The sequence below is a fragment of the Streptomyces sp. HUAS 15-9 genome (assembly GCF_025642155.1).
Lineage (GTDB): Bacteria > Actinomycetota > Actinomycetes > Streptomycetales > Streptomycetaceae > Streptomyces.
Genome location: NZ_CP106798.1, coordinates 8,961,101 through 8,978,390 on the forward strand (window position 1 = coordinate 8,961,101; position 17,290 = coordinate 8,978,390).

Annotated in this window: 16 protein-coding genes and 3 pseudogenes; 10 read left to right on the forward strand and 9 right to left on the reverse strand. The window is 69.7% G+C overall.

Annotation, left to right across the window (positions count from 1 at the left end; translation table 11 throughout):
• Positions 1 to 97: 97 nt before the first annotated feature.
• Entirely contained in the window at positions 98 to 742 is a 645-nt protein-coding gene (locus N8I87_RS40755) for a hemerythrin domain-containing protein (RefSeq protein ID WP_263215963.1), read from the reverse strand.
• Between the two features lie 89 nt (positions 743 to 831).
• Between N8I87_RS40755 and N8I87_RS40760 the strand changes: the two genes are divergently transcribed.
• The 5 genes and pseudogenes from N8I87_RS40760 to N8I87_RS40780 all read left to right on the forward strand — a co-directional run bounded on the left by N8I87_RS40760 (position 832) and on the right by N8I87_RS40780 (position 3,871).
• Positions 832 to 1,449, forward strand: coding sequence for a TetR/AcrR family transcriptional regulator (locus N8I87_RS40760; protein ID WP_263215964.1), 618 nt, complete (start codon positions 832 to 834; stop codon positions 1,447 to 1,449).
• A 156-nt stretch (positions 1,450 to 1,605) separates the two neighbouring features.
• Complete coding sequence (locus N8I87_RS40765; protein WP_263217002.1) at positions 1,606 to 1,785, forward strand: hypothetical protein; 180 nt, start codon at positions 1,606 to 1,608, stop codon at positions 1,783 to 1,785.
• A 439-nt stretch (positions 1,786 to 2,224) separates the two neighbouring features.
• A pseudogene (locus N8I87_RS40775) lies at positions 2,225 to 2,500 on the forward strand (transposase); the annotation flags it as partial.
• A gap of 232 nt (positions 2,501 to 2,732) precedes the next feature.
• Positions 2,733 to 3,443 carry an SCO2400 family protein gene (locus N8I87_RS44820; RefSeq protein WP_438829320.1) on the forward strand — a complete coding sequence of 237 codons (711 nt, stop codon included), beginning with the start codon at positions 2,733 to 2,735 and terminating at the stop codon, positions 3,441 to 3,443.
• Between the two features lie 200 nt (positions 3,444 to 3,643).
• Complete coding sequence (locus tag N8I87_RS40780) at positions 3,644 to 3,871, forward strand: DUF5133 domain-containing protein (RefSeq protein WP_263216947.1); 228 nt, start codon at positions 3,644 to 3,646, stop codon at positions 3,869 to 3,871.
• A gap of 233 nt (positions 3,872 to 4,104) precedes the next feature.
• On the opposite strand, the gene N8I87_RS40785 is transcribed toward N8I87_RS40780, so the two are convergent.
• Positions 4,105 to 4,917, reverse strand: coding sequence for an ANTAR domain-containing protein (locus N8I87_RS40785; RefSeq protein WP_263215966.1), 813 nt, complete (start codon positions 4,915 to 4,917; stop codon positions 4,105 to 4,107).
• A gap of 132 nt (positions 4,918 to 5,049) precedes the next feature.
• On the opposite strand from N8I87_RS40785, the gene N8I87_RS40790 reads away from it, so the two are divergent.
• Together N8I87_RS40790 and N8I87_RS40800 are read left to right on the forward strand one after the other, a co-directional pair.
• Entirely contained in the window at positions 5,050 to 5,382 is a 333-nt protein-coding gene (locus tag N8I87_RS40790; RefSeq protein WP_263215967.1) for a helix-turn-helix transcriptional regulator, read from the forward strand.
• Positions 5,383 to 5,914: 532 nt separating this feature from the next.
• Positions 5,915 to 6,454, forward strand: a complete 540-nt coding sequence (locus tag N8I87_RS40800) for a hypothetical protein (RefSeq protein ID WP_263215968.1) — start codon at positions 5,915 to 5,917, stop codon at positions 6,452 to 6,454.
• Between the two features lie 1,182 nt (positions 6,455 to 7,636).
• On the opposite strand, the gene N8I87_RS40805 is transcribed toward N8I87_RS40800, so the two are convergent.
• The gene (locus N8I87_RS40805) at positions 7,637 to 8,407 is read right to left on the reverse strand and encodes an SDR family oxidoreductase (RefSeq protein WP_263215969.1); all 771 of its coding nucleotides are present in this window, start codon (positions 8,405 to 8,407) and stop codon (positions 7,637 to 7,639) included.
• A gap of 416 nt (positions 8,408 to 8,823) precedes the next feature.
• On the opposite strand from N8I87_RS40805, the pseudogene N8I87_RS40810 reads away from it, so the two are divergent.
• The 3 genes and pseudogenes from N8I87_RS40810 (at position 8,824) to N8I87_RS40820 (ending at position 12,120) form a co-directional block, all read left to right on the forward strand.
• Positions 8,824 to 9,559: pseudogene (locus tag N8I87_RS40810) on the forward strand (L,D-transpeptidase family protein).
• A gap of 30 nt (positions 9,560 to 9,589) precedes the next feature.
• Entirely contained in the window at positions 9,590 to 10,294 is a 705-nt protein-coding gene (locus N8I87_RS40815; RefSeq protein WP_263215970.1) for a response regulator transcription factor, read from the forward strand.
• Positions 10,291 to 12,120, forward strand: a complete 1,830-nt coding sequence (locus tag N8I87_RS40820; protein ID WP_263215971.1) for a sensor histidine kinase — start codon at positions 10,291 to 10,293, stop codon at positions 12,118 to 12,120. The genes N8I87_RS40815 and N8I87_RS40820 overlap by 4 nt, the downstream gene beginning before the upstream one ends.
• A 150-nt stretch (positions 12,121 to 12,270) precedes the next feature.
• Here N8I87_RS40820 and N8I87_RS40825 read toward each other — a convergent pair.
• The 6 genes and pseudogenes from N8I87_RS40825 to N8I87_RS40850 form a co-directional block, all read right to left on the reverse strand.
• Positions 12,271 to 12,735, reverse strand: a pseudogene (locus tag N8I87_RS40825) (transposase); the annotation flags it as partial.
• Positions 12,736 to 12,851: 116 nt separating this feature from the next.
• Positions 12,852 to 13,199 (reverse strand): putative quinol monooxygenase, encoded by a 348-nt coding sequence (locus N8I87_RS40830; protein ID WP_263215973.1) that lies wholly within the window; start codon positions 13,197 to 13,199, stop codon positions 12,852 to 12,854.
• Positions 13,196 to 14,149, reverse strand: a complete 954-nt coding sequence (locus N8I87_RS40835; RefSeq protein ID WP_263215974.1) for a sugar kinase — start codon at positions 14,147 to 14,149, stop codon at positions 13,196 to 13,198. The genes N8I87_RS40830 and N8I87_RS40835 overlap by 4 nt, the downstream gene beginning before the upstream one ends.
• Positions 14,146 to 14,817 (reverse strand): bifunctional 4-hydroxy-2-oxoglutarate aldolase/2-dehydro-3-deoxy-phosphogluconate aldolase, encoded by a 672-nt coding sequence (locus N8I87_RS40840; RefSeq protein WP_263215975.1) that lies wholly within the window; start codon positions 14,815 to 14,817, stop codon positions 14,146 to 14,148. Before N8I87_RS40840 ends, N8I87_RS40835 begins: the two co-directional genes overlap by 4 nt.
• Positions 14,814 to 16,379 (reverse strand): GMC oxidoreductase, encoded by a 1,566-nt coding sequence (locus N8I87_RS40845; RefSeq protein ID WP_263215976.1) that lies wholly within the window; start codon positions 16,377 to 16,379, stop codon positions 14,814 to 14,816. Before N8I87_RS40845 ends, N8I87_RS40840 begins: the two co-directional genes overlap by 4 nt.
• The gene (locus tag N8I87_RS40850) at positions 16,376 to 17,290 is read right to left on the reverse strand and encodes a carbohydrate ABC transporter permease (protein WP_263215977.1); all 915 of its coding nucleotides are present in this window, start codon (positions 17,288 to 17,290) and stop codon (positions 16,376 to 16,378) included. The genes N8I87_RS40845 and N8I87_RS40850 overlap by 4 nt, the downstream gene beginning before the upstream one ends.

Consider the following 17,290-nt stretch of genomic DNA (forward strand, 5'->3'; position numbering starts at 1 on the left):
CCCGCCCCGCCCACCACCGCCAGTACAGTCGGCCAGGGCGGTGGTCTGCCGTCGGGTGCACCGAGTGTGCTCGCGCGTGCGCGGGCGGTGACGGCGGTCAGTGCTGGTGTCCGCCCTCGCCGCCGGTCTCCTCCGCGACCTTCTCCATCTGCTCGAACATCTGCCGGGCCTGGGCGGCACTGAGTTTGCGGTCGAGCAGCGGGAGGAAGACCTCCTCCTCCTTGGCGAAGTGCAGGCCCACGATGCCGTTGAGTGAGTAGAGGATCCGGCGCAGTTCCCGCTCCTGGGCGGGCGAGGGTGCGCCTTCGTGCAGTGTGCCGCCGAGCTCGCCGAGCTTGTCGGTCAGGGTGGCGACCTCGGTGTGGTCACGGCGCATCGTGTCGGTCGCGCGGGTGTTTCCGTTCCTGCCGATCAGGCTGTCCACCTTCGCGTAGAGCACCTTGTCCTCGGCGACGGCGTGGGGGATGAGCTGCTGGGAGAGGAACGTGTACGACGCGTGCACCTTGTCGCGCTGTTCCTGCAACGGCGTGGTGCCGATCGCGTCGCCCGCGTCGGCGAGGGCCTCGATGTGCGGGAACAGCTCGCGGTGCTCGGCCCGCAGGGGCTCGGTCACCCGGGTCCCGCCCGCTTCGTTCTTCTGCGGCTCGGACTTGTCCGCGGGGCCGGCCCACGTCCAGGCGCTCGCGCCGACGGTGGCAGCGGCAGCCACGGCGAGGGCCGCGTACACCTTGGGGTACCTCATGATGGAACTCCCTGTTGCTTGACACGTGTCCAATTAGACACGTGTCAAGAGTATGTTCGCCTGGACACGTGTCAAGTAAGCTGAGCCTTATGAGACCGGACAAGAGGAACGGGACCCGCGACGTGATCGTGGACAACGCGCTGCGACTCTTCGCCGAGCGGGGATACGACGCGGTGCGCGTCCAGGACCTCGCCCGCGCCGCCGGGGTCTCACGCGCCACCTTCTACAACCACTTCTCCGAACGGGACGAGGTCCTCGGAGTGCTCTTCGAGCGCCTGCTGGTCAGCGAGGAGGCCGGGTCCGAGACGGCGCAGGACACCCCGCCGCTCCAGCGTGTCGGGGCGGTTCTCAACGGCGCTGTCCGCAGGATGTTGCAGCAGCCGGAACTGGCCAGGTTCGTCTACACCCTCCCCGTGCGCCACGAGTCACTGCTCAGACCGGACGTGTCTTCGACCCCGGCCGTGTTCGTGACGATCCACCGTCTGCTCGAGGCTGCCGCTGCACGCGGCGAACTCCGCGACGACGTACCGATCGACCTGGTGTGCGCGCACGTGCACAACGCGCTGGAGACGGGGATGCGCGCCTGGGCGGACGGCCGTACCGACGACCCGGAAGGCCGCGTGGGAATGTTGGTGGACCTGGCGCTGTACGGCATCCTCGCCCCGGCCGGCACCCGCCCGCCCGACCCGCGCCCGGGGCACGGCTGACCAGGTACTCCGAGCCGCAGATCGCTGATACCACGGTGGCTGATGAAGCTGGCGTGCGGGTGGCGAAGGAGGTGGCACGGGGAGGGCGGCATCCAGAAGGCCACGCGGCAGCAGCCGTACGTCGTCCGCAGGGTGCGCCGGACCGGGCGCGAGCCAATGGCACCTGTGGCGGCGATCGGCGCGGTGGTCACCGAGCGGGCCTGGGATCTCCCGGCCGTTGCCGTCACGGTGTGGCACGACACGACGCAGGCAGTAGGCCCTGAACACCCGCTGTGCATCTGGGTGACGGTGAGGGTGAGGCCGGGTTCGGCACGGTTCCTGCTGTCCGTGGTGTGAATCGGCTTAGCCGATCGGCCTGGTCCTCCTTCTCCGGGATGACTGCCTGGATGTCGCGTCTGGGCAAGTGGGCCCGGTTACTGGGGGCCGAGTCCCCGGCGGCCGCGTCCGGCCGGGTGCGGGGACGGCCGACGGCGCCGGGGGACCTTGCTGCTCTGTCCGCCCCTGGAACATCCCGGGAGGGCGCTCTTCAGCCGGAGTTTTCGCCGACGCCGGATGCGTCGGCGCTCCTCCCGCCCGGGTGCTTCGCCGTCCTGCCCACTTTGTTCGATGGCGTCCCGCGTGATGTCCGCGTGATGCTGTAGGCGATCACCGTGCGGGTGTGCGTGGGCAGGTGCCCGGGGCGTGCAACCGGTGACGGTCTCCGCTGCCTGCGCATAAGGCAGGCCATCGTCCAAATCTCCCTGGTGAACGGCCAGTTCAATCCTGGAGGTGCCCGATGGCCGTGTCCCAGTCCGACCTGCAACGCCTGCTGGAGTCACTACGCACGGCGGACGGGATCAGCTCGTCCGCAACGTCACCGAGCGCATGTTGCAAGAGCTGATCGAGGCCGACTTCAGCGGCCGGATCAGCGCACGGTGGAGCCAGCACACCGACGCCCGCACCGCCCACCGCAATGGCCACCGGGAGAAGACCCTGGCCACCCAGGCCGGCGGAGCTGGACCTGGCCGTCTTGAAACTGCGCGGCGGCAGCTTCTTCCCCAGCCTGCTGGACGACCTTTCCAGCAGAGTTACATACCTCACTATTCAGTCAGCGACTGAGCACTCATTCGATTGCCCCCGTTGACCCCAGTAACCGGTGACCCGCCTGCAGGCCGGTGAGTGAGGTTCGCACATGTTAAAGATCGGCCCGAAACAGACCAAGCGGCGTTTCCCCACCGCTGACGGTTGCCCGGCTCGGGTGCACTTTCCCTCTCGTAAATTCAAGCACTGAGAACGGTCGCGTCATGGACTACTGCATCCCGTGCAGCCGCACGCTCAACGGCGCCGTAACCTGCCCGGAGTGCGGGGCATACGACCCCGGTATGGCACAGCTGAGCGATCGGACAGACGGTGCTCCGACCGTGGACGCCGCGGTGCCGAAGGTCCGCTTCAGCGGGCGACCGGACTCCTCCGCGTCCCCCCTTCCTGAGGCACCAACTCCCCAGCAGGACTTGCCGGCAGACCGGGACGACCGCCCGTCGCGGCTGAGGAAATATGCCGTTCGGTCTCTTGGTGCAGCCGCATTCACCATCCTCGGAGGCCTGGCCGTTGCATCGGTGCTCCCCGAGCCGACAGCCCCACGAGCAGCCTCGATCCCGGAACGGCCCTCCCCCGAAGAGCCTGGGGTCCGCGTCACCGATTCGTCTGCTTCACCGGAACGTGTGACCACTCACCCAGCAAGAAAGGGCGTCCGGGACCGAAACGGTGACGGGATCCGGAGGCCCCTGCCGACGGCAACTCGCAGCAAGTCACCGGTCTCTCGGCCTCCCACCACCAGTACGCCGCCATCAGTGAAGACCAAGCCGACGCCCCGAAGCTCCAGTAGCCGCCGCCCCAGCTCGCCCCCGCAAACGGCAACCGCTTCCGCGAGGCCCTCCGCCAGTCCTTCCGGCAGCATCAGCGCCTCTCCTACCAGTAGTGGCTCGCCGAGCAGTAAAGGGGAAGTCCGTGGCTGAGACTGGCAGGGCTCTCCAACGCAGAACCACCACCTGGTAGGCGCACGGCATCCGCCCCATCGGCAGCGGGCTGCCGGCGCCGACCGGCGTCACCCACCGCAGCGGGAATGATGCGGGGCCCGCAGTCTCTTTCAGGGCCTCGACGGGCCAGGGTGGGCCTAGCGGTGCCCCGCATCACTGCCCATCAGGGGGAGCTGCAGATGCTCATGGCACACCCCGCGGTCCTGCGGAACATGGTGGAGCAGTACGACGCGCTGCGCATCCTGCACGCCGATCACGGAAGCCCGGGGGGCCGCCGGCGCATGGATGACATCGCCTTCACGCTCTGCGTGTCCACCGGCACCCGCGACATCGACGCTGCCCTGATCGTCGCCCGGCACCAGCTGCCCGGCGCCCGCCCGTACGACGATTCCCTCGTTCCCGCCTGAATTCTGTACGCCCGCCTGCTGAGCCGCAGTGCGCGGGTCAAGCTGCGGCTACCCGCACGCCCGGCGGAAGTTCCCCAGGGGGTCAGACGGCACCGGCTGAGCCCAACGCCGGGAGGCAACCGAGTACGGCAGGGCACCGGTGCACCCGTGTCACCCGACACAAAGGCTTCCGCCGAGCGGCAGTCGTCATGCCGGCCTCGCGCCGTCCCGCCGCTGTGGGCGGGCTGCGGGTGTCACGGCGGCAGCCCGCAGCCGCCGGCCTCTTCGTCGGGGAGGGGCTGTTGTGGTTGCGGGGGTGCGGGTGCCTTTCTTGTGGCGTGGAGGGCGGCGACGGCTGCGGCTACCTGCTGCTGGTCGGCTTCGGCGAGGGGCCGGCCCTGAATGGTGGTGAGGAGCTTCTCGGCGACTTCGGCGAGTTTGGTGTTTGTGTTCTGGGAGAGGGCGACCAGCACGTCCCAGGCATCCTCGGCGGTGAGGCTGAATGTGGCCATCAGGATCCCTGTGGCCTGGTCGATAGGCGGGCGCGTCTGCATCGCCCTGCGCAGTTGGACGACCTCAGTGCGCAGGTTCTCGTCCTCGTCCAGGGCATCCTCCTGATGTTCTGCCGTCGCTTCGGGGCCGCAGCTGGACAGGCCTGCCGGACAGTGCTGAAGCGTGAACAGGGGCCACGTGCCCGTCACGCTCAGCAGACGCTGCACCAGGGGGCTGGCGGCCTGGATGGTCACGGTCTTGCCGGCTGCCATGGCGTGGCGCCGGGCGGTGAGGAAACAGTTCAGGCCGCAGCAGTCACAGAACCCTGTGCCGCTGAGATCGAGATCGATCCCGTGCCTGCTCCGCCCTACGGCCTTGCGCAGCACGGTCTGCACTGCCTTTTCCGTGCTGATGTCAAGATCGCCGCGGATGGTCACGAGCAGGCGCCCGCCGCGGGCGCAGACCCCGATCAGGAGAGCCCGCTGTGCTGCTTGCGCCGCAGGGTGGCTGACCGGTGATCTGCTCATGATCTCGTCCTCCCTGGCCTGCTGCCGGGGAAGGTTCAGCTCCCGCATGGCCGCCTCTTCCGTCGGCGTCCGCGTCCTTCCGCATCCAGGCTCTGCCCGCCCACCGTAGCCTGTCAAGAAATACGGGAAATCTATTTCAGGCTTTTGGATACGTGAACGGTTCGGCACTACCCTGGCTGTATGGGAGAAGTACCCGAGCCGCACACGGGGTGGACGTTCCTCACCAACCACGCCCGGGTGCTCGCCGCGATCGCGAGCAACCAGCGCAGGCGCGTCCGTGACATCGCCGCGCACTGCCGGCTCACGGAACGCGCTGTCCAGAAGATCATTTCTGACCTGGAGGCGGCCGGTTACCTCACCCACCGGCGTGAAGGACGGTCCAACGCCTACCGCATCCAGCCGGGAATCCCCCTGCGCCACCCGGCCGAGGCGGCCCTGACCGTGGCAGATCTGCTTTCCCTCCTCGTTCAGCATGACGCCGAGCACGCCGACGAGGCCAAAAGATCCAGATGAGGACGGTGGCGAGATGTGATGCGGCCTGGTAGGCAGCGGCCAGTTTGTCGGTTCGTACGGCCAGGCCGCCCCACTGCCTGAGGCGGCGCGGCCGGACGACCGCCCGACTCCGCCGCGATCGGCCGTAGCCAGCCCGTCAGTCAGATGCTGGAGCGGCGGTGGCGCTCGGGCGGACCAGCCGACCCTTCGACGAATGCCCGGTGTGGACCGCTGCTGCGGTCGCGGAAGTACCGCCGAACCCGGAGCCGGACGATGCCCCAGCAAGGGCCTGACGGCCGCTCGTCCAGGGCGCGTTGGTACGCGCTGTGTATGCGTGTCGCCGGCCTGCCGGCCGGGCAGCCGCCCGGATGACCGGTGGAGACCGCCTCCACCCCCAGGGTGTCGGCGCCCCAGGACAGGCGGCCGGCTCTCGCTCTTCCGTCCCTGACGTGGCAATGCACCTCTGTGCCGTGTCTGTTTGCACCAGTCGGCTTCCGACGGCGTGTGGACGGGCGGTCGCGTCTTCGTGGGGCCGAAGCTTAGGGGTGTGAGTATGAGAAGCGAGCGTTCGGCGAGTGCTGAACAGATTTATGCGGCATTGGTTGCTCTGGCGGCTGAACCGGTGGCGGATCCGCAGGCGCGGCCCGAGGGAGCACAGGAAGCGGACCGTCTGCGGCTGCTGGGCGGTCTGCTGGCCAAGACGGAGCTGGAGATCACCGTCGCGACTCGTTTGACTGGAGAGGAGGAACTCGAGGATATCCTGGAGACAATGCTCGGTTGGGCGGATCAGCTTGGCCCTGACCCCGCCGCTGCGGTGAACGTCTTGACGAACAGGCTGCAGCGCACCGCGCTGCAGGTCTCGGAATCCGAGGCGGAGGAAGCACCTCCGGGGCGGGAGGCATCCTTCGCTGCCGCGATGACGGCGATGTATACCCTCAGTGCCCAGCTGCACGCCGACCGCGGTGATGTGGAGGGGACCCGGCGGGCTCTGTGTGGGGCGGAGGAAGCCCTCATTGACGTCATGCAGGGCGTGCATGACCTGCGCGTTGCCATCGGAGACGCGGCTGAGGAGGACGAGACACCGGAGAGCTGACTGCTGATCAGCGGAAGAACGACGGCACGCGATGTCGAAGCGGCTGCTCTGCATGAGGAGCGGGAGGGGACCTGTCTGCGGTGCCAGTGGTGCTTTCGAGTGCAGCAGGCTCGGAAGCGTCTCCGCCGTCGATCCCTATGCGGTCTACGCGCCGGGCGGCAAGGGGCTGGTTGAGTGGGACTCCACCGAAGGGGCCGACGAGTACTGCTGGCTGATCGATGCCGAGCGACCGGGCAGTACCCCGTCCTTGCGCGGTCCAATGACGTCGGCGGATGGCACCGGTACGACATGTCCACCTCGGAGTTCCTCTACCGCATCCTTGCCGATGCCGACTTCCAACCCTTCGGGATCGCGCAGTTGACCTCGGCACGACGTTCAAGCCCGGCTCTGGCGACTCCTTCGACGGTCGGCCGCTCTGACGAGAGGCTGGCCGTCCCGCGTTCGTGGACACGAGAGTGCCGTCGTTTCTCATCGAGATCCGTGAACCAGATGATCACCAGCTTCCTCCGGACCCGGCTGTCAAACGCTGTTCCTACAGATCAACGAAGCCGACCATCGTGACGGCGGCAACCATCACGATGGCGACGGCGGCACGGCGGCGGCCATGCTGACGAAGCTGCGGGTGCCGTACCGGCGGCGTTTGGGACGTGTTCCGCCCCCGGCGGGGGAGGTGCCGGGTCGCGGCTCTGACATTGCCCGGGACTGGGGTCGCCTGCTCGGCCGCAGCTGGGTCCGGGATTGCCTTGCGGGCTGTGAGGCGGTGTGCCGGGTCGTGGCCAGCGGTTCCGCGCGGGATGCCGAGCATGCCGTGGCATGGGGACAGGGCTTGTGCGTCGTGGCGATGGTGTGTGAGAGGTGTCCATGCAGACGGCCTTGGTCATCCGTCTCCGGCCGCCGCCGACGCCTTCCCCTGGCGGCGGCCGTATTCCCGCGAGCGCCGAGGTTGATGTCCCGCTGCTCCTGGTCCTCGCCGCCGACGCCGACGGCGAGCCGTTCCACGTGTTTCCTGGGCACTCGCAGGTGCCCTTCCCGCTCTGGTACTGGCGGGCGGTTGTGAGGTTGAGGGCCCATTCGTCGGCCCGGTACGCCGCGCAGGCGGCTTCTCATGCTCGCTGGCAACTTCGATGCCGAGGACCTGTTCGCATGACCATTGCTGCACGCTGCGAAGCTGTCGCCGGCCGGTCAGACCGTGGTGCCGAGGCCGCCGTCGACGGGGATGACGGCGCCGGTGACGTAGGCGCCCGCACGGCTGGCCAGATAGACGGCGACGCCCGCCATGTCGTCCGGCCGCCCGATCCGGCGCAGCGGAGCCGCCTCCGCGATCGCCTCGCCCATGACGTCCAGGGTCGCGGCCATCATCTTCGACTCGAAGGGGCCGGGCGCGATGGCGTTCACCGTGATGCCCTGTGGCCCGAGCTCCTTGGCCAGCACGCGGGTCAGATGATGCAGGCCCGCCTTGCTGGCTGCGTAGGAGTAGGCCGAGACCGGGCTGACGTGCAGGCCGTCGATGGAACCGACGTTGATGATCCGCGCAGGGTCCTCCGTCGACCCGCCGGCGCGCAGCTTCGGCAGGAGGGCTTGGGTGAGCAGGAAGGGGCTGCGCAGGTTGAGGTCCATCACCTTGTCCCAGCCACTGACCGGGAACTCGTCCAAGGGCGCGCCCCAGGTGGCGCCGGCGTTGTTCACCAGGATGTGCAGTTGCTCCTCCCGCTCGCATATGTCTGCGGCGAGTCGGTGGCACTCCTCCTCGCGCGACAGGTCGGCGGGCAGTGCCACCGCCTGGCCGGGACCGGAAAGCCCACGCACGGCCTCCTCGCAGGCTTCCGCCTTGCGGGAGCTGACATAGACCTTGGCTCCCGCTTCGACCAGGCCCCGGGCGATCATCAGGCCGACGCCGCGGGAACCGCCGGTCACGAGGGCGGTTTTGCCGGAGAGGGAGAACAGCGAAATCACAGTGGACTCCTGAGTGGGAGGGGCGGCACGGGCAGGCTGTCCCCGCCCCAGGCTTGATACTAAGCGGTTGCTTAGATGCTGTCCAAGCCTTGCGCTCACGGAACCGCTGTCCGTGCCTCGACGGTGGCGGAGCCGACCGACACCGGATCCATATGGGGCCGTCGGCCTCACCCGACGCCCGAGGCGACCAGCACGACTCCGTCAGTGGCGGCAACGCGGTCCTTCGAGATCTCCTGGTACTCGGGCAGAGCGGGACCGCCCATGTTCTTCGCTGACCCGGTTGGCCACGACTGGGTTGTTCGGGGGCACTCCTGCCGTGCCACCGGGCACCGGGTCCTCACCCGGCCTCGCCGCCTGCCGCAGCGAGAACTGGGGAACCTGACGAGTTCCTCACATGTCTCGGCCAGGGTCGGAACATGATCGATCGCAGAACCGCCTTCGCGTTCCTCGCATCCCCCTTCCTCCTCACCGGATGTGGCGGCGGCACCGAGGCGACCCCAAGCCTGGAGACGACCCCGAGTTTGAGGCCGGCGGCGAGGCGCATACCGGCACCGGAGCGGTCCGCCGAGGCGGCCCTGCGGCGGATCCCCCGGTCTCGGCCCCGAGACCCGGAACGCGATACCCGCCCGTTCGCGGCAGGTGGTCGTGGCGACCGGCCACGGCACAAACTCGCCCGAATCGACCGTGGTCCTGCACGAGCGCACCGAAACGGGCCGGCAGGCGGGAGCCGGCTGGTCCGCACACGACGCGCCGCACGACTGGAGCGACCATCACACGGCCGGGGACCTGCGCTCGCCACTCGGCGTCTACACCCTCACCGACGCCGGGGGCCTGCTCCGCGCCTCCGGCACCCGGCTGCCGTACCACCGCTCGACCGGATTGGTCTCACCCGGCACCGGTTTCGCGGGCGAGCCACTGGCCGGCTCGTTCGACTATGTGATCGCCATCGACTGCAACCGCAGGCCCGGCACCTCACCCCTCGACCGGACCCACCCCCTCGGCGCGGGCCGGGGCGGAGGCATCTGGTTCCACGTCGACCACGGCGGAGCCACCCATGGCTGCATCCGCATCGCTCAGGCGCACATGAAGGAACTGCTCTGCGCCCTCGACCCGGGCCGGTATCCCGTCGTCGTGCTGGGACACGCCGACTGACTCGCCCTTGAACCGCCTAGGATCCGCCCCGTGTGCGCACATGTGCTGGTCGCCGAGGACGACGAGATGCAGGCCGAACTCATACGCCGCTCGCTGCTGGCGGAGGGCCACACCGCCACCGTGGTCCACGACGGCGCGGCCGCGCTGGACGCGGCCCGCCGACTGAGACCCGACCTCGTGGTCCTCGACCTGATGCTCCCGGCAATCGACGGCTTCGGCGTGTGCCGGGTGCTGCGCGGCGCGCAGGAGAACGCCGAGATCCCCGTAGTGATGCTCACCGCCCGCTCGGCGGAGGAGGACGTCCTGCTCGGCCTGGAGCTTGGCGCCGACGACTACCTCACCAAGCCGTACAGCCCGCGCGAACTGATGGCCCGCATCCGCACGGTCCTGCGGCGCAGCGGGCGCGGCGTCGGGGTGCGGGAGGATCCCGTCGCCCGCGCGGGCGGCATCCGCATCGACCCGGTACGGCACGAAGTGCGCTGCGACGGCGAGCCGGTGGAGTGCACCCCGGCCGAGTTCCAGATCCTGCTGGCCATGGCGGGGGAGCCGGAACGGGTGTTCTCGCGACGGCAACTGCTCCAGTGCACCCGCGGCTTCGACCGGTCCTCCACCGAACGGGCCGTCGACGTTCACATCATGAACCTGCGCCGGAAGATCGAGGCGGATCCGCGCCGGCCGGTACGGCTGGTGACCGTGTTCGGGGTCGGCTACAAGCTGAGCGGCGGCCGCCCGTGAAGCCCCGGATACCGTGGCGCAAACGGCTGCTTGTCCGGCTGCTGTTCGCCTCGGCGCTGATCGCCGTCTGTTCCGTGGCCGCCACTGCCTGGCTCGCGGTCACGACCACCACCAGCGCCCTGGAGGAGGAGCAGGGCCAGGACCTCGCCGCCGACAACAACATCCTTGCCCAGCTCAGCGGATACGCCGCGACCCACCACGACTGGACGGGCGTACGGCACACAGTCAGGGCACTGGCCGCGAAGACCGGCCGCCGCATCGCGCTCACCACCGCCGACCGTACCCTCATCGCCGACTCCGCGCCCCATGGAACCCCGCTGCCGCCCCGGCCCGCCGCCTCAGTCGACCCCCTGCACACCGACACCTACAGCGAGTCCGGCGCCCAGCTCAGCGGCATCGACCCGCGCGCGGTCGGCCCTTACCGGCTGCCGGCCCGGGAACGCTCGCAACTGGACGCGGTGGCCGGCAAACAGCGGATCTGCTACGACCGCTACGGCATCCGCGTCAACGTCGCGCACACCCCCAGCGGCCGGCCCTTCCTGACCGAAGAGGACGGCGCTGCCGCGGGCGACTACGGCGGGACCATTACGTGCGGCTACGGGCTGAACAAGCCGACCCGCACCGAGGACAAGGCCCGCGCGGCCCTGGAACAGGGCGCCCGCACCTGCTTGGCGGACAAGGGCGTCGACCTCGGCTCCCCGCTGTTCGTCGCCTTCGACCCCGAGGGCACCACCTCCGCGACGCGGCTCTTCCCGACCAAGTTCGGCGGGATGGACGACGCGAGGACGACCCAGAGCGTTCAGAGCTGCGTCGACAGCGCCCGCCGCGCCCAACTCGACCCCTACGTCGCTCCCGTGGCCGAGTTGTTCCTCGGCATCGGGGACCAGACCGTGCCCCGCTTCGACATGTCCCCGGCCAACAAGGCCAAGATCGTCGGCGCGGCCGGCCTGGTCCTCGCCGTCACGGTCGCCGTCACCGCGGTGGTCGCCACCCGTCTCGTACGACCGCTGCGCGCGCTGACAGTGGCTGCGCAACAGCCACCGGAACTGCACGTGCGGGCGCGGGTGCGCACACGGGACGAGACTGGTCTGCTGGCCGCCGCGTTCAACGACCTCACCGAGCGCCGGGAACGTCTCGAGGCCCAGCGCAAGGCGATGGTCAGCGACATCGCCCATGAACTGCGCAGCCCGCTCACCAACATCCGCGGCTGGCTGGAGGTCACCCGGGACGGACTCGTGGACCCCGATCCCGCGCTCCTCGGCTCCCTGCACGAGGAGGCCCTCGTCCTCCAGCGCATCATCGACGACCTCCAAGACCTGGCGGCCGCCGACGCGGGCACCCTGCGCCTGCACCGCGAGCCCGTCAGCGCCGAAGAACTGCTCGACCAGGTGGCCGCCGCACACCGCGTCGCGGCCGACGCCGCCGGGGTCACCCTGCACACCGACACGGACGGCGATCCCTGGCTGGACGCCGACCCGGTGCGGATGCGGCAGGCGCTCGGCAACCTGGTCTCCAACGCCCTGCGCCACACGCCCGCCGACGGCACGGTCACCCTCGCCGCCCACCGGGACAGCGGCCAGGTCGTCTTCACCGTTACCGACACCGGCACCGGCATCGCGCCGGAGGATCTGCCGCATCTCTTCGACCGGTTCTGGCGCGCCGAGAAGTCCCGCTCCCGCCGCACCGGCGGAAGCGGTCTGGGCCTGCCCATCGTCCGCCACCTGGTCGCCGCCCACGGCGGTACGGCCGAGGCGGCGGGCGAGCCGGTGAAAGGTGCCGTGTTCACACTGCGGCTGCCGGGCGCGGCGGCGCCGCGGGACGGGTGAGGAACGCCCGCGCCGCTCAGGGGCTCTGCCGTATGCCGACGCGCCGGTGCAGCGCGCCAGCAGGCCCGTCGCCGCAGATCAGCGCAATGCCCTGCAGGACGCCATGTGGCAGGGCGGCGACTGCGTATAGGCCCCCGGCAGGACCAGACGGGAACTCGCGGCCTCATTGCCACTCGACATCCCATAGACCTCGGCGAGGTGGGCGACGATATCGCCGGACGTGAGGCCCTTCGCGGTCAGCGAGAGCACCATCTCGTCCAGCGCCCCGGTCCGGCGCGCGTACTTCGGCAGCAGTCGTGGAGAGAAGGCGCCCAGCTCACCGCGAGGGATCTGCACGGTCACCGGTCCAACCTCCGTGATCGCCTTCTTCCTCCGGTCGGCGTTGCGTGTGTTGCCACCTGAGCGCGACTCGCGCCCGCCGACCCGGCCAGTCTCCGCGGCCAGGTGCAGGTCCATCTCCGCCTCCAGGGTGGCCTGCATCAAGTGCTGGGCCAGCTCGGGCAGGATTCCTCCCTCGCCCATCAGCCTCAGTCCGCCCTCGGCGGTCTTCTCGGCCGCCGGCGCGGCCAGTTCCTCCACCAGCTCGCTGGACAGGCCATGCGCGAATACCGCCAAGGTGGGTGTCGCCGACAGCTACCTGCTCCCGGGCCAACCGGCTTGACGGCACTCGGGCAGATTGGACCCGTCCGTTCTTGAGTGTGCCTCCATGAGGACGAACGTGGGAGCGGCAATCAGCAACGGTCTCCCTTGCTGGTTTGGGCTGTGCGACGAGATATCGCTGTCGGGGTCAGCACAGTCACCTCCGGAAGTGCTTGGAGGAGCGCGCCCCGTGCGGCGAGGAATTCTTGGATATGCGGCTGGCGCTCGTGGAATGCGAACGCCTCCTGGTCCTCGTACAGTTCGTAGAAAATCCTCTCGGTCGGTACCCCAGTGGTGTGAATGGCGTAGAGGAGTGTTCCCGGCTCGTGCTTCCGGATGAGGTCGACAGTGCGGGCTGTCAGGGCGTCGAAAGCTGCCTGCGCTCCGGTTCTGACGCGGAATCGCACGAGGAGGGTGTAGCTCGCTGCCGTTGTGCTCATCGCTGGACCTCCGTGTCGGTGCAGGCGAGGCGCTCGAGTTCGGCTCGTTCGGGTGCTCCCTCCCAGTCTCCGCGGACCGCGCAGGCGGCGGCTCCGCAGATTGCCGCGGTGCGCAGGCTTTGCGGTACTGCGGTGCCTGTGATGCGCTCGGCCAGGTACCCGGCCACGAAGGCGTCGCCGGCGCCGACTGGATCGACGACGGTGGTCGGTATCGCGGCCGTCTCGTGTGCGGTGCCGTGCGCGAGGGAGTAGGCGCCGTACGGGCCGCGTTTGATGACCACTTCCGCGGGCCCCAGGGCGGACAGCTGAGCGGCCAGGGCGACGTGGTCGCCGGATGCGACCAGCAGGGCTGCCTCGTCCTCTCCGGCGAAGAGTACGTCGGCCTGCCGGACGAGTTCGGCAAGGCAGGACCGGGCCTCGTGCCGGGGCCACAGGGTGGCGCGGTAGTTGACGTCGAGTGAGACGGGTACGCCGTTCTCGCGGGCGAGCCGGACCGCGTGCTCGACGGCCTTTCGTGCCGAGGCCGAGAGGGCCGGGGTGATGCCGGTGACGTGCAGCAGGGCGGCACCGAGGACGAGGGACTCGGGCACGTCCTCGGGTGCGAGGCGCGATCCGGCGCTGCCGCGTCGGTAGTAGGTGACGCGCCGGTCGACGAGGGTCCTGCGGGTCTTCAGCATCAGGCCGGTGGGGGCCCCGGCGTCCATGCGGACGGCGCTGGTGTCGACGCCTTCCGCCCGCAGGCTCGCCAGGACGAGCCTGCCGATCTCGTCGTCGCCCACGCGGCCGATCCACACGGCCGGGACGCCCAGCCGTGCCGCCCCTATGGCGACGTTCGACTCGGCTCCGCCGGTTCCCAGTTCCAGGGTTCTCTGGTGGCGCAGGGGGCCCTCACCGGTCGTGGTGAGCAGCCCCATCGTCTCGCCCAGGGTGACCAGGGGACGGTTGCTCATGGGTGTCTTCTTCCTTCTTCCGGATGGCCGGGCCGGCCCGCGAACGTAGGGTGCGACGGCCGGGTGCACGAGCCGACGAGCGCTTCGGCCCGCCGGGTGATCTCGTCGAGAGGGGTGTCGGCGGCGCCGACGAGCGGGGTGCCGAGCCCGATGGCGAAGGCACCCGCCTGCAGATAATCGGCGGCCGTGGCGACGGTTATGCCGCCGGTCGGCATCAGCCGCAGGTGCGGCAGCGGTGCCCGTATGTGCCGCAGATAGCCCGGACCGAAGGCAGCGGCCGGGAACACCTTGACGGCCGCCGCGCCCTCGCGCACGGCCGCGAGTATCTCCGAGGGGGTCAGGCTGCCCATCACCACGGGGACGTCGCGCCGGGCGCAGCGGCCGACGACACCCTCTATCCGTGCGGGGGTGACGACGAACGCGGCGCCCGCCGCGCAGGCCTCTGCCGCCTGGGCGGGTGAGGTGATGCTGCCGACGCCCACGATGAGTCCCTGTTCACGCAGGGCGGCCACGCTCTCCAGGGCGCCCCGGGAGGTCATCGTCACCTCGACGCAGGTGATGCCGCCGGCCGCCAGGGCGCGCGCGGTGGCCGGGAAGCGGCTCGCGTCGGCGGCGCGCAGCACGGCCACGATGCGGCGGCGGGCCACCTCGTCCAGGATCTCGCTCACGGCAGTACCTCTCCTTCACGGGCCACGCGGATCGCCTGCGCGGCGATGGTCAGGGCGGGGTTCATGGCTGCGGAGGACGGGAAGAACGAGGCGTCGACCACGAACAGGTTGCGCACGTCATGGCTGCGGCAGTACGGATCCAGGACCGAGCGGGCGGGGTTTTCGCCGGCGCGGAGCGTTCCGCACTGGTGGGAGTTGGTCTCCACGCCGAAGGTCTGCGCGGCGACGAACTGGTATCCGGCCTGCCGCATCATGTGCCGTGCGCGGGCAACCAGTTCGCGGTGCGCACGGGTGTTGGTCGGACTCCAGTGGACCCGGATGCGCCCCGAGGAGCCGAGTACCACCCGGTTGTCGTCGTCGGGCAGGTCCTCGGACATCACCCACCACTCCACGCTGTGTGCGGTCATGGTGTGCAGGAGCGGGCGGGGCAGCCGCGGCCGGGCGGCCTTGAGCATGGCCGCCTGCAGTTTGCCCAGCAGCTGGATGTTGCCCAGCGGGTAAGGGCCGCCCTTTCCGGGGCGGTAGTAGTCGTTGACCGCGAGTGTCTTCTGGAACCAGGCGGGATTGGGACGGCACATGTCCACGGCCAGCAGGGCGGTGTTGTTGTGCTGCATGTAGCCGCGGCCGACCAGACCGGAGGAGTTGCCAAGGCCGTGGGGGTGAAGCGCGGACTGCGAGCGCAGCAGCAGTGCGGCGGACTCCACGGCGCCCGCGCCGAGCACGAAGGTACCTGCGCGCAGTTCGAGGGTGGCGCCGCCACGTTGGGCCTGTGCCGCCACCACGGTGCGCCCGGCCGGATCGGTGTCCAGACGTATCACGCGTGTCCCGGTCAGCAGCCGTACTCGGCCTCCGGCGAGGGCCGGGCGCACGCCGCAGGTCTCCGCGTCGCTCTTGGCGCCGACCAGGCAGGGGAAGCCGTCGCAGGTGCGGCAGCGCACACAGGCGCCGCCCTCGCGCCGGTCGACGCCCATTGCCAGCGCGTAGGGGTGCAGGCCCTGGCGTGTGAGCCGGTCGGCGAGATCGGCGACGTAGGGCTCGTGACAGAGGGCCGGGAAGGGATAGGGGCTCGAGCGGTGAGGCTCGGTGGGGTCCTGTCCGGGTGAGCCGTGCACCCGGTACCACTGTTCGGCGACCGCGTAGTGGGGTTCGAGTTCCTTGTACGAGAACGGCCAGGCCGGTGACGTGCCCTCCCAGTGTTCGACGGCGGTGAAGTCCTCCTCGCGGAAGCGGGGCAGGCTGGCTCCGTACACCTTGGTGCTGCCGCCCACGTACTGGTGGACACCGGGGGTGAAGGTGCGCCCCGTTCCCTCCTCCCACAGCGGGGCGTTCTTGTAGCGCCGCTGCTCGAAGACGTGAGAGGGGGACCAGTTCTCCGGTTCCCGGGGCAGGAAGTCGCCCTGTTCGACGAGGAGGATGCGGGACCCGGTTCCCGCCAGGGCGCGGGCGAGGGTGGCACCGCCCATACCGGTGCCGATGATCAGTACGTCGCAGTCCACCACCGGTCCCACATCGGCGGTGACCACCGAGGGGGAGGAAGGGGACCACAGGCCGCCGGTGCTCATTTGACCGATCCGGCCGTCAGGCCGCGGATGAAGTACTTGCCGAGCAGCAGGTAGATCAGCGCGGTCGGGACGGCTGCGATGACCGCGCCGGCCATGACGACGTTCCAGTTCACGGACTGGGTGCCGGAGAGGTTGTTCAGCGCGACGGTGACCGGCTGGCTTCCCGGGTCGGGAACGACGACGATGCCGAAGACGAAGTCGTTCCAGATGTTGGTGAACTGGAAGATTCCGGCGACGACGAACCCGGGCAGCGACAGCGGCAGCATCACCCGCCAGAACGTCTGCAGCACGCCGGCCCCGTCGATGGCTGCCGCCTCGACGATGGCCTGTGGCACCGCGGCGTAGTAGTTGCGGAAGATGAGGGTGGCGATGGGGATGCCGTAGACGACGTGGACGAGCACGAGCCCGGGGATGGTGCCGTAGAGACCGGTCTTCTGCAGGAACGTCACCAGCGGGATGAGCACGGCCTGGTACGGGATGAACATGCCCAGGAGCATGATGGTGAAGACCAGGTTGGCCTTCGGGAAGCGCACCTTGGACAGGACGAACCCGTTGAGGGCGCCGACCAACGAGGAGATGACGGTCGCGGGCACCACCATCAGCAGGCTGTTGGCGAAGTTGCCGGACAGCCGCGACCAGGCCTCGCGGTAGCCGTCGAGGCTGAGCGGGGACGGCAGGTGCCACATGGTGGAGACGTCGGCCTGCGCGGGGGATTTCAGGCCGGCGGAGACCATCACGTAGACGGGCAGCAGGAACATCAGAGTGCACACGGTCAGGGCCGCGACCGCGGCCCACTGGCCGCGGGTACGGGGCAGGCGCCGGGACCGTGTCGGGGCGCCGGGCGCCGCAGAGGTCGAGGTGCCGGACGGTCCGGCTGCGACGGGGGCCGGGAGTTGGGTGACGGCGCCCAT

Coding starts and splice junctions, on each gene's coding strand:
- N8I87_RS40755 (WP_263215963.1), bottom strand. CDS start 742: ATGAGGTACCCCAAGGTGTACGCGGCCCTCGCCGTGGCTGCCGCTGCC.
- N8I87_RS40760 (WP_263215964.1), top strand. CDS start 832: ATGAGACCGGACAAGAGGAACGGGACCCGCGACGTGATCGTGGACAAC.
- N8I87_RS40765 (WP_263217002.1), top strand. CDS start 1,606: ATGGCACCTGTGGCGGCGATCGGCGCGGTGGTCACCGAGCGGGCCTGG.
- N8I87_RS44820 (WP_438829320.1), top strand. CDS start 2,733: ATGGACTACTGCATCCCGTGCAGCCGCACGCTCAACGGCGCCGTAACC.
- N8I87_RS40780 (WP_263216947.1), top strand. CDS start 3,644: ATGCTCATGGCACACCCCGCGGTCCTGCGGAACATGGTGGAGCAGTAC.
- N8I87_RS40785 (WP_263215966.1), bottom strand. CDS start 4,917: ATGCGGGAGCTGAACCTTCCCCGGCAGCAGGCCAGGGAGGACGAGATC.
- N8I87_RS40790 (WP_263215967.1), top strand. CDS start 5,050: ATGGGAGAAGTACCCGAGCCGCACACGGGGTGGACGTTCCTCACCAAC.
- N8I87_RS40800 (WP_263215968.1), top strand. CDS start 5,915: ATGAGAAGCGAGCGTTCGGCGAGTGCTGAACAGATTTATGCGGCATTG.
- N8I87_RS40830 (WP_263215973.1), bottom strand. CDS start 13,199: ATGAGCACAACGGCAGCGAGCTACACCCTCCTCGTGCGATTCCGCGTC.
- N8I87_RS40835 (WP_263215974.1), bottom strand. CDS start 14,149: ATGAGCAACCGTCCCCTGGTCACCCTGGGCGAGACGATGGGGCTGCTC.
- N8I87_RS40845 (WP_263215976.1), bottom strand. CDS start 16,379: ATGAGCACCGGCGGCCTGTGGTCCCCTTCCTCCCCCTCGGTGGTCACC.
- N8I87_RS40850 (WP_263215977.1), bottom strand. CDS start 17,290: ATGGGCGCCGTCACCCAACTCCCGGCCCCCGTCGCAGCCGGACCGTCC.